The following is a 16,678-nucleotide window of genomic DNA, read 5'->3' as shown; positions in this document are numbered from 1 at the left end:
CCTATGACATTTATCTGGAAAATAATCTAAATTAAACCTTCATTTGCTACAAATAGTAGTATATCATCATATTTTGTCAAATATGTTATGAGAATATTACATTTATATTTCAAAAGTAACACTAAACGTCTTTTTCTATCAAAATCTTAAACTCGTTCTTTTCTACTAGCCGAGGCGATTAATGATTGCGGCTATGAAGAAAATAAATGGCGAAAAAGTGAAACTTGCACTTAAAGCTTCAATTTTTCAAAAAATTTCGGTATTATAATATTTAGGAAAACGAAATGTTTTAGGAAAGAAGTGTACTTTACATGAATCAACAAGATATAGCGAAACGGAACTTAGTGATCATGTGGTTTGCTAATGTATTCATTTCCGGCAGTATGACGATGGTATTGCCCTTTATATCGCTATATATAGAAACCTTAGGTGAATATTCCGATCAGTATGTGCAAAATTGGTCCGGCCTTACATTTGGAATTACGTTTGTAATCGCCTTTGTCTTTTCTCCAATTTGGGGGCGGGTCGGTGATAAAATCGGCCGTAAGAAGATTCTTATTTTTTGTGCTTTCGGAATGGCAATCTCGATTTATCTAATGGGGGCTGTTAATACAGTATGGCAGCTATTTATACTAAGATTATTTATGGGGGTATTTGCGGGCTTTATTTCGATGTCCCAGGCATTTATTTCAACGCAAACAGCGAAAAATATTGCGGGGCGGGTTCTTGGAACGTTGCAAACAGGCAGCATTACCGGCTCTCTCATTGGACCGCTGCTTGGCGGACTGATGGCGGATTCATTGGGGTATGCTACAACTTTTCAGTGGACTTCCCTGTCCATTTTTATTTCAGCATTCCTTGTGATTGCGACAAAGGAATTCATGATCGAATCAACTTCGGGTACAAAAACGAGCTATACCAGTAAAGAAGTCGTCACGCATATTTTGGCGAATCCTGTACTCCTTACCGTCCTGCTTATCTCAATGCTTGTACAAATAGCCCATTTCAGTATTCAGCCGATTTTATCCTTATATGTCAGCGAATTGCACGGAGATGCGAATTTGGCCTTCTATTCCGGAATTGCCTTTTCTGCGGCGGGGCTCGGCAATTTATTAATGGCGCGGAAATGGGGAGAACTGGCGGACAGGATCGGATATATCAAAATTTTAGTCGTGCTTCTGTTTATCGCGGGGATTATTTATTTTCCAGGCGGCTTAGTGACTGATTTTTGGCAGCTTGTGATCATCCGCTTCATACTTGGTATTTCGATCGGCGGAATCATTCCGGTCAGGGTTGCCTATATCCGCCAGGAAGCTCCGATCGCCATGCAAGGGGAAGTTCTTGGTTACAATACAAGCTTGAGGTTTTTAGGTAATGTTGTCGGCCCTGTAATGGGCGGGATGGTCTCCGGTTATTTCGGTTTTTCGGCAGTATTTTTCATCACAAGCACCTTGCTGCTAATCTGTGGATTTGTCCTTTCAGCTGCGTTGCACCGCCATCCAGAACCTGTAAATCACTCCGGATAAATTTAAAAGCACTTCTCTTGATCCCTGAAATGGGAATAGAGAAGTGCTTTTTTCACAAATTACACTCCTGGAAACCAGCCTGGTGTATTGATAATCGCCTGCCAGAGAGGATCCGGTATAACAAGGCGATCCTGTGCATCTTTATCAATCTTTGTTTCGATGTCATCTTCCCTGCCGCTTGCAACCTTTTCAACCCAATCCGGTTCGATAATCAAACCACGGCCCAATGCAATTAACGGCACTCCGCTTTCAAGAGCCTCAAAAGCGTCTTCTACAGTATAGATAGAACCTACTCCGATTACCGGGACGAGATGACCTACACGTTCCTGTATAATCTCCAGACGGGTACGGCTATCCTCGACACCGCGTTTTGGAGTTGACCTGAAATCCTGCAGTGAAACATGTAGATAATCCAGATTTTTCTGAGCTAAGTTGTCGATTAAGAACAATGTATCTGCCATCGTGATTCCAGGTGTTTCCGGCTCCTCAGGCGAAAAGCGATACCCTACTATGAATGGCTTGTCCGCATATTTAGCTACCGTTTTCTGAACTTCATCAACTACCGCGAGAGGGAAGTTGAGACGATTTTCAAGACTTCCGCCCCAGCGGTCTTCCCGGCGATTGGAATGTGGGGAAAAGAACTGCTGGATGATATATCCGTTTGCTCCATGAATTTCGACACCATCGTAGCCTGCTTCAATGGCCCGCCTTGTTGCTTCGCCAAAGTCGCGGATCAGTGACTCAACATCTCCCTCGCGCAATGCGCGCGGAGTTTTCACCCCTGCCCGTTCTGACGGGACCGCACTTGCACTAACGATATCGCCATTCGGAACGAGTTCCGGCGGACATTCTCGGCCACCGTGAAAAATTTGCAATATCGCTTTTGCGCCTTGTTCTTTAATCGTAGAGGCAAGACTGTGCAGGCTCGGTATTAAATCGTCGCGGTCCGCACCGAATTCTCCATGAAATCCCTTTCCATTTTCTGTAACATATGTACAAGCGGTGATCACCATGCTTACATCTTTTGCACGGCGGGCATAATAGGCAAGTTCCGCATCGCTTACCCTTCCGTCTGGATTGGATGAGAAATTTGTCATCGGTGCCATCACAAGTCTGTTTTTCAATTGTACTTCCGGTTTTAAAGTGAAATTTTCGAATAATGGTGCGTATTTTTTATTCATTTTAACCTCCATGTCTGTCTTTGATGATAATCAGTTAATAAGAGGATACAACGCCTTAAAGCTTTCTCGCTATTTCATACCTTTCAGCGCGCAGCGGTTCAACCAGCATCTCGCTTGTTTCATCCATAAAATTTTTAAAGTGGTCCGTTTCCCCATGGAACTGGATCGCAGCAAGATCTTTCCACTCTTCCAGCATCACAAATGAATTCGGCTGATCTGCCTCTTCATACAGCTGGTAGCTAATGTTCCCTTCTTCCGCCTGGGAATTCTTGATGATTAGCTTACTAAGCTCAAGAAATTTTTCACGCTTTGCTGCATCGATCGTAATAAATGCATGAATCACAATCACCTGTATTCCTCCTCGCTGTATAGCCATATAATAGTATTTGCTGTCCCTGTCCAAATCTTTCATCGTCCCCGCTCGATTTCATCATAAATAATCTTATCTTGAAATACAATTTTCCTGCTTCAACTAGATTAGATCATTTTAATATTCGATACCCATTGAAGTGGGGCAGCTTTAAATCTTCTCGCAGCTCGTTATACTTCGTTCTTACATAGTTGTATAATTCTCCGTCATGGTCTATCAATACATCGTTGATACCCCATAATTCAATACTTTCCAAAATGAGGTCATTGCGGATAATCATATCCTCGAATTCAGGATCGATATAGGACAGGTTAGTGTCAACTACTTCTCTGAGCAGCTTATAATCATCCTTGGTTATTCCTTTATACCCTTTACTTTTTATATATTCCTCAAAAAAGATCTTCCATATTGGTTCATAAATTTGCTCCAGCATTTTTTCTTTTATTTGACGATCCTTTTTAAAATTTTCAATAGAAACCGCAGATTTCACGCCCAAAAATGCGCTTAAAAAAACAGCAACCAGCTGCGTGATTACGATTCCAGCTTCAAGCCAAAAATTCATAGCATCCTCCCTCTCCTGAAGTTTTCCAGCAATAATATTTATACTTATGCAAATATTTTCGAGCGTATTAGTTTTTTTGGGAACATACCTTTATCAAAATAAAATTTAAATGATCTTCTTTAAGTGATATACATCATCACTTTATCCATTGATATTCATTATCATTAAGGAGAAAACGAAAACAAATGAAGGAGAAATCATTATGGAAAAGAAATCTGCTGCCCTTTTACAAGAATTTAATGAAAATCATTTTACGAAGCGTGTCATTTTTAACAAGGGAGAAAGTACCGTTTTCTTGCTTAATTTTATGGCAGGCCAATATCTTCCGCCCCACAAGCATCCAGGCGCTGAAGTTTATTTAATGGTACTGCAGGGAAACGGGGTTATCACCATTGATGGCGTCAAGACAGAAGTAACCGAGAAGGATGTTATTCTGGCCGATGGAGCTGAGGAGTTATCGTTTCAACATACAGGAGCTGATCCAACCTGCTTATACGTGATGTTGAATAAAATTCCTGATGAAAGGTTTGTACAGGATATTTAAGATGTTTACCCTTAGTCACTTGTAATATATTTGAAAGGCAGCACCTGTTATAAGATGCTGCCTTTCTTTAAGCAACTGATTGCTGTTACCCGCTCAAGTATTCCGCTTTTATCCTTTCAGGGACCATGCCACCCCCGGTTGCCCAAATAACATGAACGGCGTTTTTCATGTTTTCATGCAATTGGTGCTCTTCTATGTACTGCAGTCCAAGGCCAGTGCGGAAAAGTGAAATGGGCCCGAGTGCTCCCGCCGCCGCAGAAGCCTCGATAAAGATTTTCTCAGCTTGCCAGAAATCCTTCATTAATTGGAGCAGTGTTTCATCATTGATGGTGAAAATACCGCTCAACAAGCTTTTCATATTCCGACTTACAAAACCAGATGCTCTCCCAACGGCCAAGCCGTCGGCTGCTGTTTCATTATCGAGACCGAATTGCTGTACGGATACGTTTTCATGTAACCCTGTAGCCATTGCCGCCAGCATGCATGGAGATTGGACGGGTTCTGCGAAGAAGCAATGAACATTTTCCTTGTATAAACTCTTTAAACCGAAAGTGATACCACCCGGCCCCCCACCAACACCGCAAGGAAGGTAGACAAAAAGGGGTTGATCTTTCCCGATCATTTTACCGAGTGCCATTAGCTGTGTTTGCAGGCGCAAGGCTGCCACAGCATAACCAAGAAAAAGATCCCTTGAGTTCTCATCATCGATAAAATGACAAAACGGGTCTTGTTCAGCTTGCTTTCTGCCCTCAGCAACCGCCTGTGAATAATCCGAGTTATATTCAATGACTCCGACACCCAGTTTCTTGAGCAAATCTTTTTTCCAGGCTTTTGCGTTGGCGGACATATGAACGGTCACTTTGAATCCCAGCTTAGCAGCGATGATTCCGATGCTTAAACCAAGATTGCCGGTAGAACCGACCGATATAGAATAGTTGGAAAAGAATTTTTTAAATTTGTCGCTGTTGATAACCGTATAATCGTCTTCCATACGAAGCATACCGTTCTGCAATGCGAGACTTTCCGCGTGCTTTAAAACCTCGTATATTCCGCCTCGCGCTTTAATCGATCCTGAGATGGGAAGTTCGTTGTCACACTTAAGCCAAACTTCACCGCTTATCTTTTGCTGAAACCTGTCCTCCAGCAACCGTTTCATTCTGGATATCATCAAAAGCGGTGATTCAATCACTCCCGCTGTTACTCTTGTTTCGGGGAAAACCTTGGCTATATACGGGGCAAACCGTTTCAGCCTTGATGAAGCTTCCATCAATTCTTTCTCTGTCACGGAAACATTCCAGTTCTCACCATAATCTGGATTCAACCAAAACGCTTCTCGCTCATCTATGAGCTTTTTAAGGATCGGAACACGATTTGTCCATTCTTCAATTGTTTTCCCGCCAATCAATCCAGCTCGCATTATACCGTCTCCTTATCTTCCCACACCTATTGGCTCACTTTTTTTGTATCTGCATTTTAAATTTACAAAAAAAGAGGATGGGGAAAAACCCCTTCCCCAGTTGACTAAGAAAGTTGATTTGTTTTTTTATTGATTCGCCAGAGACAGGATCGATTCCTTTAATACCTGAACACCATTCACACAATCAGGGAGTGAGGTCCATTCTTCAGGGGAATGACTTTTTCCATTATGGCTCGGTACAAAAATCATTCCAGATGGCACATATCTTCCAAGCGACATGGCATCATGCCCGGCACCACTTATAACGGTAAGAACGGATAAGCCGTTATTTTCCGATGCAGTCCTAATCGTTTGCTGTATATGCTCGGGAACGATCACAGGTGGGATTTTAATCCCTTCTTCAACTTCGAATGAAAGTCCCCTCTTTTTTGCAATTTCGTCCGCCTTTGCTTCAAGATGTGCAAGCAAATTGTCCCTTGCCTGTTCATCAATATCCCTTACATCAACAGAAAGCTCTGTTCTGCCGGAAATGACATTTGATCCGTTTGGAAAAACAGTTATTTTCCCGACTGTGGCAACGGCAGTTTGGCTGAACATCCTTGGCGATTTTTCGACTTCCAGAATAAACTCTGCCGCAGCTGCCACCGTGTCTTTCCGATATTCCATCGGTGTGTTGCCGGCATGGTCTGTTTCGCCATAAAAAATGATCGAGCCCCACGATGGCCCGGCTATTCCGTGTACAACGCCGATTTGTTTGTTTTCCGACTCCAGCCGTTTCCCCTGCTCAATATGAAGTTCAAGAAATGCAAATATATCTTCATGCTTACGATAACAACTGGCAAGCCCGTCAGGATTGAAACCAGCTTTTTTCATTTCATCGTAAAGGAGATTACCTTGATCATCCTTGAAATTTTTCAAATCGGAAGCGGTTACTTCCCCCATCATCACCCTGCTGCCAAAAAGTCCGTTTCCAAATCGCGCCCCTTCTTCATCGACAAACACAACGAGCTCAATCGATCTCTTTGGCTTCGTTCCTGTTTCCGTGATTGCTTTCATGGCAAGCAGGCTGCTTAAGCAGCCGAGCGGTCCGTCAAACGCTCCGCCATTTGGCACGCTATCCAAATGTGAGCCCGTTAACACAATGGGCAAAGAAGGGTCTTCTCCTTCAAGAACGCCGAATATATTCCCAAGCGAATCTTCTCTTACAATAAGACCTATTTCCTCCATCCAGCTTTTAAAAATTTCTTTTGCACTTTTTTCTTCGTCAGTATAAGGAAAGCGTGTAATGCCGCCCTCCACAGTTGTGCCGATCCCGGCTAAAATTGATAATTTTCCAGCCAACTCTTCAGGATCAATCCCTGGATAGAAAGAACAGTTGTTTAATTCTGCAAGCAATCGCTGCTTTGAAAAGACTTTTCCCATAGATAGCACCAGCTTTCAACAAGTTAATTTATTCCCTTCTTATTTTACAAAACTAATAGATATATAGAAAATTATAAATATAGATTATATTGAAAGAAAATATAAAGGGCTGACTCAAGAGAGTCAGCCAAATAATTATTTAATACATTGCAAACGGAGGATCGATGCCTAAAACCGGTTCTCCATTAACAGTCAGCCAAATATAATAATGATCAATTTCGATGTTGAATTGTGTCTCAATTTTCGCTATTAGTTCTTCTTGATATTGAAAAGAAAGTTTTGCTGTCTCTTCCCCGAGCGGAATATCTTTCAAGCCAAGTAGATCTGCAAGCTGCCTTGCCTCTTCATTCGATACTTCAACATACTTATCATGTTCGGATAAATAAGCAGCTTCTGCAGGCTGAACCGCGATGAAAACGCCAACCAATAAAGCCATTAGCATAAAACCCAACCTTTTCATTATTTTCTCTCCTTTAAAATTCATCTTTTTGTAACTCTAGGAATGTATCAACAATGTACGGATTGTACAAAGTTCCCCGGTTTTGATAGAGCTCGTTTAGTGCTGCCTCTTTTGTTCTTGCTTTTTGATACACTCTCTCGGTAGTCATCGCATCATAAGAATCGACAACCGCAATGATTGCTGCTTCAATCGAGATTTCATCCCCTTTTAAACCATGCGGGTAGCCGCTGCCATCGTATCTTTCATGATGCTGTTCGACAATTTTTCCGGCCTCCTTTAAAAAAGGCAAGCCAATTTCCTCAAGTATTTTTCTGCCATGTAAAGAATGCTCTTTCATAATATTCCATTCTTCTGGAGTTAACTTCCCGGGTTTCTGCAAGATGTCGAGTGGTATCCTTAATTTTCCAACATCATGTAAAAAAGCGGCAATGTTTAAGCATTTTAACTGGTTTGTTTTTAAGCCGATTGTTTCTCCTACCAGCATTGATAATTTTTTAATACGTTCACAATGCCCAACCGTATAGCCATCTTTTTCTTCAATCGAGACAGCCAGCTCTAACAGTTCTTTCGTAGCCTTACTGTAAAGGTGGTATATAGGCTGGGAAGTAATATATAAAAATTCGGTTGGACCGTTAGCCTGAAAGAAATAAGTTACTGCAACAGGATTCTTAAAAAAGGAATCCCCCGGTTTTAAAAACGTTTCTTCCTCCGGATCCAGCAAATGAAGTTCGCCGGAGAGTACATATATGTATTCCAATGCTTCCCACTGCTCTGCAGGCTCAAGCCCCCATCTTGTACCGTTTTCCAGCTTATGATAAATCACTTCAGTCCCATCACCGGAAGCAATTAAGGAAATTTGCAGCCCTTTCATGTGGACCGTTTCAATGAAACTTTTTTCATTTATTATGCCCACTCAAAAACCCTCTTTCTGCCGTGACTATGTATATGCTAAGATACTCTGTACTGAAAAGCACCTTGAGTTTGCATTAGGGATTATACAATTTGACATAAAAAATAGCTTTAATCTCATTCTAGTACATAATTTTCCATAATTCCACAAATTTTTATAGGTATATATTCTTATATTTATAGATTTTACTTTTTTTGATGTTTTTTTGCGGATTTTCAACTATAAACAAGAGAAAAAAAGACTACCAAATGGCAGCCTTTCCTTTCTCCCAAATTACCATGTATTTTTCAATACAATTTTTCCAGTCGCTTTGCCTGATTCCAAATATTGATGGGCTTTGGCAGCTTCATCAAAAGAAAAAGAAGTTTCATCCAACAAAGGACGCAGCTTTCCTTCTTCGATTATCGCAGTTATCTTGTTTAAAATTTCACCGTGTTCATGTCGGTGATCTTCATCCAATATCTTCAATAACATAAATACAACATGCAAAGAAAGGGCTTTTGAGTGCAATGGAGAAAGGTCGTGCGTTGAACGGGCTGCGATCGCCAGTACGGTACCATGAGGGGCAGCTGCTTCAAACGATCTATCCAAATTTTCGCCTCCGACCGTGTCAAAGACGACGTCAAATCCTTTTCCGTTTGTATATTTTTGAACATAATCTTTAACAGATTGCTGACGGTAATTGATGACCGTATCGGCTCCAAGCTTCTGGGCGATTTCTTCTTTCTCTATTGTCGAAACCGTTGTAAAAACATTGGCACCCGCCCATTTTGCGAGTTGGATCGCTACATGTCCGACACCGCCGGCTGCAGCATGGATAAGAATATCCTGCCCTGCTGAGATTTTTCCTTTGTTAAACAGTGCTTCCCATGCTGTGATTGCAACAAGCGGAATCGCCGCTGCTTCTTCCATTGTTATATTTTTTGGCTTATGGGCGAGCAAGCGGACATCTGCAAGCATGAATTCTGCCAGCGCTCCACCAAGTCCTTTAAAACCGCCAGCGCAGCCGTACACTTCATCGCCGGCCTTGAATTTCGTTACCCCGTCCCCAACTTCAGCAACCACACCAGCTACATCTCCGTGTAAGACGGCCGGGAATTCAGGAGCAGCGGCTGGAACTGCCCCGCTGCGAACCTTCGTGTCGATCGGATTCACGCTTGTTGCCTTCACATGAATAAGAACATGGCCTGGCACCACTTCGGGCTTTTGTAGTTCTTCTAATTGAAATGCTGATGGTGCACCAAATGAGTGAATAACTTGAGCTTTCATTCGAATCTCCTCCAGGGATCTATATATGTAAACCTGTGATTTTCGTTTAGCCTTGGACCTTATCTCTTATTGCCCATTTTCGGATTGCTTTTGCTACACCGTCTTCATTATTTGTCGCTGTGATCCAATCGGCTGTTTCTTTCACTATAGGCTGGGCATTCCCCATTGCGATCCCCAATCCTGCCTCTTTGATCATTGCAATATCATTCAAACTGTCACCGACGGCCATGACCTCTTTCATTGTTATGTCGAGCCTGTCGCAGACACTTTTGATTCCCAGCGCTTTATTGATGCCAAGCGGATTGACTTCAATATTTGTCGGGCTTGAATTGGTCACTTCAAACATACCTTTTGTTTCCAATTCGTTTAAGATGATTTCCCTGATTTGGTCGTCCTCAATATCAAAGCCAAATTTCAGCCATTCAAGTGCTTTGATATCGTCAGGCATTTCATTGTTCCAGACGCTATCGCTGCTGATTGCCCAAAAATTTGCTTTATGAGTTTGTGTCAGCCCCCACATCCATTGAACGAGGTCATGCTCGACCCGGTTTCTCTCAATCAGTTCTCCTTTTTCGTTCCATATTTCACTTCCATTCACGGTGACTAAATAAGAAGAAAGTTTAAGCGATTCGGCATATTCCCGGCACGTCATCCGGGAACGTCCGGTACTGAGCACAACATGGATGCCCTGTTGTTGCGCCTCCTCAATCGCCTGTCTGTTTGCCATCGATATTTCTAGCTGATCATTCAATAATGTTCCATCCATATCAAGGGCGATCAGTTTAATATCGTGTTCAGCCTGCTGTTCTGTCATTTGAGTCTTCCTTTCATCTGTTCAGTATAAAATTAGCATACCATCTCAAAATTATTTCCACCATGAATCAAACTTTGTGGCCGGAAGTCTGCGTTTGTGTTCTGAGACCATATAACGATTCTCGATCTTCTCAGCAGCTTCGGCTGAAACTGGTTTTCCCTCAAGATAATCATCAATCACCGCGTATGAGATCCCAAGTTCCGTCTCATCAGCCTGTCCGGGGACGTTATCGAGCAGATCTGCTGTCGGTACTTTTAAATAAAGGCGTTCGGGAGCTCCCAGCTCTTTTAATAAAGCTTTACCCTGGCGTTTCGTTAAACCTGATAAAGGCAGGATATCCGCACCCCCGTCCCCATACTTTGTAAAAAATCCGGTTATAGCCTCTGCCGCATGATCCGTACCAATGACAAGAAACCCTTTTTCACCCGCTGCCGCATATTGCGCGATCATTCTCATTCTTGCTTTTATATTTCCTTTTTGAAAATCGCTCAGTGACTCTTTTACAGCGTTGGTGTACTCGTCTTCTGCCACATCGACCGCTTCCTTAATGTTATACGTAAACTCCTGATCAGCTTTAATGAAATCCAATGCGACCTGGGCATCATTTTCATCAAACTGCACGCCATACGGCAGGCGAATGGCGATAAACCGGGCATTATAGCCCTCATTTCGTAATTCTTCAACAGCCAACTGGGCAAGCCGGCCAGCCAGCGTAGAATCCTGACCTCCACTAATCCCTAATACAAACCCTTTAGCCTTCGACTTTGTTAAATAATCCTTTAAAAAATCGATTCTTTCCCTGATCTCTTCTTTTGGGTTTATTTCTGGTTTAACGTGTAAATCCTCAATGATTTGTTTTTGCAGACTCATCAGTTTAACACCTCTCCATTTCGCAAAAAATTTAAAACTGAATAACAGAATATTATGTAATTCTATGATCGCTGTTTCGCAGAAACCCTTGATTCCCTTCTACTTTGCCTTGGATGAGTAATCTTAAACATATTAGATAATTTTTTAGAAATGAGGCCATTCGGTTGTTCTTATTTTAGCATTCTGTCTATATGAATGTAATCCGAAAAGAAAGGTATTGAATTTACCCTGTTTTTAAAGGTATAAATGCAAAAAAAAGCAGCGGAATAGACTGCTCTTTCCGCTGCTGGACGATCTTAAGCCGGGAATAGAATTTCATCGATAATCCCGTATTCCTTCGACTCTTCGGCACTCATAAAGTAATCTCTGTCCGTGTCTTTTGCAACCTTTTCGATCGGCTGCCCGGTCCGTTCTGCGATGATGTTGTTAATATGCTCTCTCAGCTTCAATATGCGCCGGGCCGATATCTCGATTTCAGTAGCCTGGCCTCGCGCACCGCCGAGAGGCTGATGGATCATCACCTCACTATTTGGCAAAGCATAGCGCTTCCCCTTCGTGCCGGCGAGAAGAAGCATTGCTCCGAATGAAGCCGCCATTCCGGTACAGATCGTCCTGATATCGGGCTTGATGTATTGCATCGTATCGAATATCGCAAATCCTGCCGAGGTTGAGCCGCCCGGACTGTTAATATAGAGCGAAATATCCTTATCCGGTGCATCTGCAGCCAAAAACAATAATTGGGCGATGATCGAATTTGCCATCTGGTCATTAATTTCGTCGCCCACCATAATGATCCGGTCCTTCAAAAGCCGTGAATAAATATCATAGGAACGTTCGCCGCGATTTGATTGTTCAATTACATATGGAATTGCCGTCAACCGTATTCCTCCTGTCATATAAATGGCTATGCTGCCATGCAGAAGGTGCTGAAAGGAGAATGGGCCTGTTTTGCGATTTTTCTTTTTCGAGCCCGCATTTGGACCGGCGCTTCATTCACTAATGAACGAATAGATGGAATTGCTCTAATCAGAACAGCTGGATCCTGTTCATGCAAAGACTCGTAAATAAGCTCGGAGATCTGTTTTTGCTCCCCGTCCTCCCAAAAGGTTGCAACCTCGTAAAACTTGTCGTTAGTCAAACGTTGTTTTGCCCGGAAAAGTGAGCTTTTGACAGCCATTTCGCTTACACTCAAAATGTCCGCAATCTCCTTAACCTGATATTGAAAGGCTTCCTTTAATGTAAAAATGATCGCTTGCTTCGGTGTAAATTGCTGCATTAATAACTCCGTCGTTTCCATTAGCCCGCTGTGTAGTTCCCTGATGGACAATTCAGGACTTGCATCAATCATTTCTTTTTTTCGTTTTCGAACCGTATCAATCCAAAGATTGTAAGCCATTTTGTTCAGTAAAGCAGCGCTGATTACCGGCTTGTGCTGGTAATGCTGAATCGCCTTCAGTATGGTTGCCTGCGCAATGTCGTCTCCATCCCATTTATTTTGGGCCAGAAACCGGCAATATTTTTGCAAACCGGGATATAACGTAACCAAGATATTTTCTGCCTGTTCTGGGCGCGGAGTTTCCAGTTGTTCATTTTTGCCGAGCCTGTTATCCATCATTTCACTCCTTCAGCACCTTTCTGTCTTTTAAACGATTTCGAACGGGAGAAAGATACGGGGTCTAAAATTTTATTTATTTTTTATCCCATATGCTGATACAAGCCTGTTAGTTACGGCAAAAAATGTTATCTTTACAATGATTTCAGTGCGTCTGGGATGGGAATTTCCCCTGAAACGAGATCAAATGAGCGATAAAAAGTGTTTTCTTCATCTAGAGCAGCAAAAATGGTGTGGGCTACATCTTCACGGGGAATCGAACCTCTTTCCAAATTCTCTGCAGCTGACACTTTTCCGGTTCCGGCTTCATTGATGAGACCGCCCGGGCGGATAATCGTATAGGTCAACTCGCTTTGCTCAAGGATTTTATCAGCGTAATGTTTGGCAACATAATATGGTTTTATTGCTTCACTCCAGTTTTCCCTGTTGTGCGACTGGAGAGCACTAACCAATACAAACCTTTTTATCCCGGCTTTTTCTGCTGCTTCAACCGTTTTTGCAGCTCCATCCAAATCGATAAGCAGAGTTTTGTCTGCGCCTGTGTGTCCGCCAGACCCTGCAGTGAAAACAATCGTATCGCAGCCTTTCGCTGCTTCAGCAATAGCATCAACTCTATCCTCCAGATTGGCGACTGCTGTCTCGATCCCCTGCTGCTTTAATTCATTTGACTGTTCTTCCGTTCTGACCATCGCTCTCGGTGTATGTTCCTTGCTTTCTTTTAACAGCTCAATAAGCTTCTTGCCAATTTGCCCGTTTGCTCCCACTACAAGTACTTTCATTTAGCCATACTCCTTTCTTGATTTCATTTTCTGCATCAATTATTTCAAAAATAAAATACGAGGGCAAATCATTGGTTTCATAACAGCCTTTTTATGATTCGTTAATTTCATTGGAAATATAAAAAACCTTTTCCTATTTATGAGAAAAGGCTTGAAATTTAGTAGTTATTAGATACTTTTCAACTCCAGCTCAGCATTAACAAGGGATCCCGGTCAGTTTCGCGACTTGATTATTCATTCTCTGGATGGCGCTATAGTATTCTTTTTCTAAAGAGTCGACAATTTCTGCCACTGTTTCGATTTTATTAATCGCGCCTACCCCCTGGCCTGCGGACCAAATGTCACGCCACGCCTTTGCGTTCGTTTCTTTTTGCATCCCATCAAAATCAACTTCTGCTTTCTTTGTTAATTCGGCTGGATCGAGGCCTGCTTTCACAATGCTCGGTTTCAGCATATTAGCTTTTACTCCTGAAAAGGCGTCGGTTAAAATAAGATCCTCCTGGGTTGCTTCTATGAGCATTTTCCTGTAATCGTCATTTGCCATGCTTTCTGTCGCAACGATAAAGCGCGTGCCTATATAGGCGAGGTCTGCACCAGCAGATTGTGCAGCCAGCAAGCCGCTTCCAGTTGAAATAGCTCCGGCCAGGATAATCACTCCATCCCAAAAAGAGCGGACAATATCGACGAAGGCAAAGCTGTTCAATTCACCAGCATGGCCGCCCGCACCAGCAGCAACAAGAATTAAACCATCCACTCCAGCCGCAGCTGCTTTCTTCGCAAATGCAACATCACTGACATCTGAAAAAACAAGACCTCCGTAACTGTGGACGACTTCGACAACTTTTCGGGGGCTTCCTAAAGACGTAATGACCAGCTTTGGCTGATGTGTTTGAAGCAGTTCCAGTTCATTCTCAAGACGGCTGTATGAACTATGAACGACCATATTCATTGCCCATGGTGCAATCTTCCGTTCAGGCTCTTTTTTGTTTGCTTCAGCCAGTTCCTCATTTAATTGCCCCATCCATTGATCAAGAACCTCAATCGGTCTGGCGTTCGGTGCCGGGAAAGAACCAATCACACCGCTTAAACACGCATTTTTTACCAAATCAGGCCCTGAGACAAGAAACATTGGTGCTGAAATAACAGGAAGCCTTAAATTGCTCCACCACTCATCAGGGATTTTTTTATTCATCTCTTACCCTCCAAGCATTTTTTTAAAATTCAGAATTCCATAGATTTACTTTATCACAAAAGTGAATGAATAGCCATTCAATTTATAAGTTGTAAAAGCGGGAAAAACCCGCTTTTACAACCAGGAGCTTTCCCCCAATGCGAGCACCTTCAACTGGTCTTTATCCAATTCAAGCCGCTCCCATTCTGCATACATTCTTTCTAAAGCTTCTGGTCCTGTATCATCCGCCAAGCGGTAAGCTCCATAATGCATCGGGATAAATGTTTGTCCTTTTAATTGTAAAAAAGCTTTTATCGCATCTTCAGGATTAATATGAGAAGTGGACATAAACCATTCCGGTTCATAGGCACCAATCGGCATAAGGACAATGTCCAGCGTGAATCTGTCAGCAATCTCCTTAAAACCGTTAAAGTAACCGGTATCACCGACAAAATAAACAGATCTGGCCCCGGCTTCAAGCCCTTCAAACACCCAACCGCCCCAATGGGATGTATTTGTATCCGTTAAAGACCTTTTCGTCCAATGCTGGGCAGGGACAAACGAAATTTGCAGGCGAGCCTCTGTAAAAGAGTCCCACCAATTCGCTTCAACTACTTTTTTATATCCTCTTCGCCTAAAGGCTGATTTCAATCCGGCCGGTACATAAAAGACTGGCGAACCTTTCAGTCTTCGGATCGAACCGAAATCAAGGTGATCGTAATGGCCGTGCGAAATGATGACCACATCAATTTCAGGGAGCTGATCAATCTGGATGCCGGGAGCAGTCTGTCTTTTATGCAAGCCCATTCTGCTTGCCCAAACCGGATCAGTTAATATATTGAGTCCGCTCATTTGTATTAGAAATGTTGAATGTCCAACCCATGTAATCGAAAAATCAGTCCTGTTTTCCCGCAGTCTGGCTACTTCTTTAAGGTCAGCCTGGGGAATTTGAACTGTCAAATCCTTCGTTTTCCCCCTTCGTTCCTTTGACCATTTCAGCATATCGGAAAACGAATGTAGATTTTCTACATCCTCATAGTTTTTGTATCTTGTTCGTTTCATCATCTAACCCCTTTTGACCAATTGTAGAACGTTATAGCTTTTTGGCACTCTCTAGGGGATATTATAATGAACTAATATTTTGATAGCAAAAATTCGGTATCATCCTGCAGTCACTTAGAGATTAAAAAAAGTCCACAAGCATTAATCAGCAAGTGGACAAGAAGCTACTTTTGCTTAATTCATTAGCACTTCGATTTAATAAGTATTATACACATTTTCGCATTCTTCGCCTGTTGGCTGGTAAAAACAGTGCAGCTTGTAACGGCCAACGTGTGGCTGGTTATACCAGGTTGGCGGACAGTCGCCCGGAGGTCTGAAATACCACAAGCTAAATTTTGCTGGCCAGCGTCTTTCACCATTTATAACGCGGCGGGCCAGTTGTTTCTCACTTTCTCGTACCCGTTGATAAAAGTAACCCTTCTGTACGGCTTCGAAGGCATGGGGCTGATAGATCATTTGCGGTATGGTACGCAACCCTCTAAAATCGGAGCAATTTGCCCTGATCCGATTTATGCCAACATTGCCAACGAGCAGCATACCAATGTCTCCTTCTCCTTCAGCCTCTGCCCTGAGCAGCCTTGCCAAAAGGTCAATATCAGACTCCCTTGCCTTAACAACTGCCATATCTTCACCTCCCATGTTTCTTCCGTATTGTCAAAAATTAAATATATAAATCAAGCAAATACATTGATATCAGAGGGTTTATAAG

At 42.6% G+C, this 16,678-nt stretch carries 18 protein-coding genes; 2 read left to right on the top strand and 16 right to left on the bottom strand.

The annotated features are described in order from the left end of the window. Window positions 1–311: 311 nt before the first annotated feature. A complete protein-coding gene (locus CVD23_RS18075; RefSeq protein WP_101578542.1) occupies window positions 312–1,526 on the top strand; it encodes an MFS transporter in 1,215 nt (404 codons plus the stop codon). A gap of 59 nt (window positions 1,527–1,585) precedes the next feature. On the opposite strand, the gene CVD23_RS18070 is transcribed toward CVD23_RS18075, so the two are convergent. From CVD23_RS18070 to CVD23_RS18060, 3 genes are all read right to left on the bottom strand, one after another. Further along, complete coding sequence (locus tag CVD23_RS18070; RefSeq protein WP_101666750.1) at window positions 1,586–2,707, bottom strand: NADH-dependent flavin oxidoreductase; 1,122 nt, start codon at window positions 2,705–2,707, stop codon at window positions 1,586–1,588. 55 nt (window positions 2,708–2,762) lie between these two features. Then, window positions 2,763–3,056: a putative quinol monooxygenase gene (locus tag CVD23_RS18065; RefSeq protein WP_257988589.1), complete on the bottom strand. Its 294-nt coding sequence runs from the start codon at window positions 3,054–3,056 to the stop codon at window positions 2,763–2,765. A gap of 133 nt (window positions 3,057–3,189) precedes the next feature. Beyond that, window positions 3,190–3,639, bottom strand: a complete 450-nt coding sequence (locus CVD23_RS18060; protein WP_101578540.1) for a hypothetical protein — start codon at window positions 3,637–3,639, stop codon at window positions 3,190–3,192. A 202-nt stretch (window positions 3,640–3,841) separates the two neighbouring features. Here CVD23_RS18060 and CVD23_RS18055 point away from each other — a divergent pair, with 202 nt between their 5' ends. Further along, entirely contained in the window at window positions 3,842–4,183 is a 342-nt protein-coding gene (locus CVD23_RS18055; RefSeq protein ID WP_101578539.1) for a cupin domain-containing protein, read from the top strand. An 85-nt stretch (window positions 4,184–4,268) separates the two neighbouring features. Here the strand turns inward: CVD23_RS18055 and CVD23_RS18050 are convergent, their stop codons facing one another. From CVD23_RS18050 to CVD23_RS17990, 13 genes are all read right to left on the bottom strand, one after another. After that, window positions 4,269–5,600: a D-serine ammonia-lyase gene (locus tag CVD23_RS18050; RefSeq protein ID WP_101666749.1), complete on the bottom strand. Its 1,332-nt coding sequence runs from the start codon at window positions 5,598–5,600 to the stop codon at window positions 4,269–4,271. Between the two features lie 126 nt (window positions 5,601–5,726). Next, on the bottom strand, window positions 5,727–7,022 hold the full coding sequence (locus CVD23_RS18045; protein WP_101666748.1) for a Zn-dependent hydrolase: 1,296 nt from the start codon (window positions 7,020–7,022) through the stop codon (window positions 5,727–5,729). A gap of 139 nt (window positions 7,023–7,161) precedes the next feature. Further along, on the bottom strand, window positions 7,162–7,482 hold the full coding sequence (locus tag CVD23_RS18040) for an 8-amino-7-oxononanoate synthase (protein ID WP_101666747.1): 321 nt from the start codon (window positions 7,480–7,482) through the stop codon (window positions 7,162–7,164). Between the two features lie 13 nt (window positions 7,483–7,495). Continuing rightward, window positions 7,496–8,395, bottom strand: coding sequence for an HD-GYP domain-containing protein (locus CVD23_RS18035; RefSeq protein WP_101578535.1), 900 nt, complete (start codon window positions 8,393–8,395; stop codon window positions 7,496–7,498). Between the two features lie 270 nt (window positions 8,396–8,665). Further along, the gene (locus tag CVD23_RS18030) at window positions 8,666–9,661 is read right to left on the bottom strand and encodes a zinc-dependent alcohol dehydrogenase family protein (RefSeq protein WP_101666746.1); all 996 of its coding nucleotides are present in this window, start codon (window positions 9,659–9,661) and stop codon (window positions 8,666–8,668) included. Between the two features lie 46 nt (window positions 9,662–9,707). Beyond that, window positions 9,708–10,475, bottom strand: coding sequence for a Cof-type HAD-IIB family hydrolase (locus CVD23_RS18025; protein ID WP_101666745.1), 768 nt, complete (start codon window positions 10,473–10,475; stop codon window positions 9,708–9,710). A gap of 51 nt (window positions 10,476–10,526) precedes the next feature. After that, entirely contained in the window at window positions 10,527–11,345 is an 819-nt protein-coding gene (nadE, locus tag CVD23_RS18020) for an ammonia-dependent NAD(+) synthetase (RefSeq protein WP_101666744.1), read from the bottom strand. Window positions 11,346–11,641: 296 nt separating this feature from the next. After that, a complete protein-coding gene (gene clpP, locus CVD23_RS18015; RefSeq protein WP_101666743.1) occupies window positions 11,642–12,223 on the bottom strand; it encodes an ATP-dependent Clp endopeptidase proteolytic subunit ClpP in 582 nt (193 codons plus the stop codon). A gap of 26 nt (window positions 12,224–12,249) precedes the next feature. Further along, on the bottom strand, window positions 12,250–12,957 hold the full coding sequence (locus CVD23_RS18010) for a sigma factor-like helix-turn-helix DNA-binding protein (RefSeq protein ID WP_180955714.1): 708 nt from the start codon (window positions 12,955–12,957) through the stop codon (window positions 12,250–12,252). Window positions 12,958–13,091: 134 nt separating this feature from the next. Next, on the bottom strand, window positions 13,092–13,736 hold the full coding sequence (locus CVD23_RS18005) for an SDR family oxidoreductase (protein ID WP_101666742.1): 645 nt from the start codon (window positions 13,734–13,736) through the stop codon (window positions 13,092–13,094). 196 nt (window positions 13,737–13,932) lie between these two features. Then, window positions 13,933–14,928 carry an NAD(P)H-dependent flavin oxidoreductase gene (locus CVD23_RS18000; protein ID WP_101666741.1) on the bottom strand — a complete coding sequence of 332 codons (996 nt, stop codon included), beginning with the start codon at window positions 14,926–14,928 and terminating at the stop codon, window positions 13,933–13,935. Window positions 14,929–15,042: 114 nt separating this feature from the next. After that, complete coding sequence (locus tag CVD23_RS17995) at window positions 15,043–15,969, bottom strand: MBL fold metallo-hydrolase (RefSeq protein ID WP_101666740.1); 927 nt, start codon at window positions 15,967–15,969, stop codon at window positions 15,043–15,045. A 195-nt stretch (window positions 15,970–16,164) separates the two neighbouring features. Continuing rightward, window positions 16,165–16,593 (bottom strand): cell wall hydrolase, encoded by a 429-nt coding sequence (locus tag CVD23_RS17990; RefSeq protein ID WP_101666739.1) that lies wholly within the window; start codon window positions 16,591–16,593, stop codon window positions 16,165–16,167. Window positions 16,594–16,678: the final 85 nt, after the last annotated feature.

Source organism: Bacillus sp. V33-4 (genome assembly GCF_002860225.1).
Taxonomy (GTDB): Bacteria; Bacillota; Bacilli; order Bacillales; family Cytobacillaceae; genus Bacillus_BJ; species Bacillus_BJ canaveralius.
This window is presented reverse-complemented; position numbering and strand designations above follow the sequence as displayed.

Bases quoted from the DNA above. Each gene is read 5' to 3' on its own strand.
- CVD23_RS18060 (WP_101578540.1), bottom strand. From the start codon at position 3,639: ATGAATTTTTGGCTTGAAGCTGGAATCGTAATCACGCAGCTGGTTGCT.
- CVD23_RS17990 (WP_101666739.1), bottom strand. From the start codon at position 16,593: ATGGCAGTTGTTAAGGCAAGGGAGTCTGATATTGACCTTTTGGCAAGG.
- CVD23_RS18055 (WP_101578539.1), top strand. From the start codon at position 3,842: ATGGAAAAGAAATCTGCTGCCCTTTTACAAGAATTTAATGAAAATCAT.
- CVD23_RS18040 (WP_101666747.1), bottom strand. From the start codon at position 7,482: ATGAAAAGGTTGGGTTTTATGCTAATGGCTTTATTGGTTGGCGTTTTC.
- CVD23_RS18010 (WP_180955714.1), bottom strand. From the start codon at position 12,957: ATGGATAACAGGCTCGGCAAAAATGAACAACTGGAAACTCCGCGCCCA.
- CVD23_RS17995 (WP_101666740.1), bottom strand. From the start codon at position 15,969: ATGAAACGAACAAGATACAAAAACTATGAGGATGTAGAAAATCTACAT.
- CVD23_RS18005 (WP_101666742.1), bottom strand. From the start codon at position 13,736: ATGAAAGTACTTGTAGTGGGAGCAAACGGGCAAATTGGCAAGAAGCTT.
- CVD23_RS18025 (WP_101666745.1), bottom strand. From the start codon at position 10,475: ATGACAGAACAGCAGGCTGAACACGATATTAAACTGATCGCCCTTGAT.
- CVD23_RS18045 (WP_101666748.1), bottom strand. From the start codon at position 7,022: ATGGGAAAAGTCTTTTCAAAGCAGCGATTGCTTGCAGAATTAAACAAC.
- CVD23_RS18070 (WP_101666750.1), bottom strand. From the start codon at position 2,707: ATGAATAAAAAATACGCACCATTATTCGAAAATTTCACTTTAAAACCG.
- CVD23_RS18050 (WP_101666749.1), bottom strand. From the start codon at position 5,600: ATGCGAGCTGGATTGATTGGCGGGAAAACAATTGAAGAATGGACAAAT.
- CVD23_RS18030 (WP_101666746.1), bottom strand. From the start codon at position 9,661: ATGAAAGCTCAAGTTATTCACTCATTTGGTGCACCATCAGCATTTCAA.
- CVD23_RS18000 (WP_101666741.1), bottom strand. From the start codon at position 14,928: ATGAATAAAAAAATCCCTGATGAGTGGTGGAGCAATTTAAGGCTTCCT.
- nadE (WP_101666744.1), bottom strand. From the start codon at position 11,345: ATGAGTCTGCAAAAACAAATCATTGAGGATTTACACGTTAAACCAGAA.
- CVD23_RS18075 (WP_101578542.1), top strand. From the start codon at position 312: ATGAATCAACAAGATATAGCGAAACGGAACTTAGTGATCATGTGGTTT.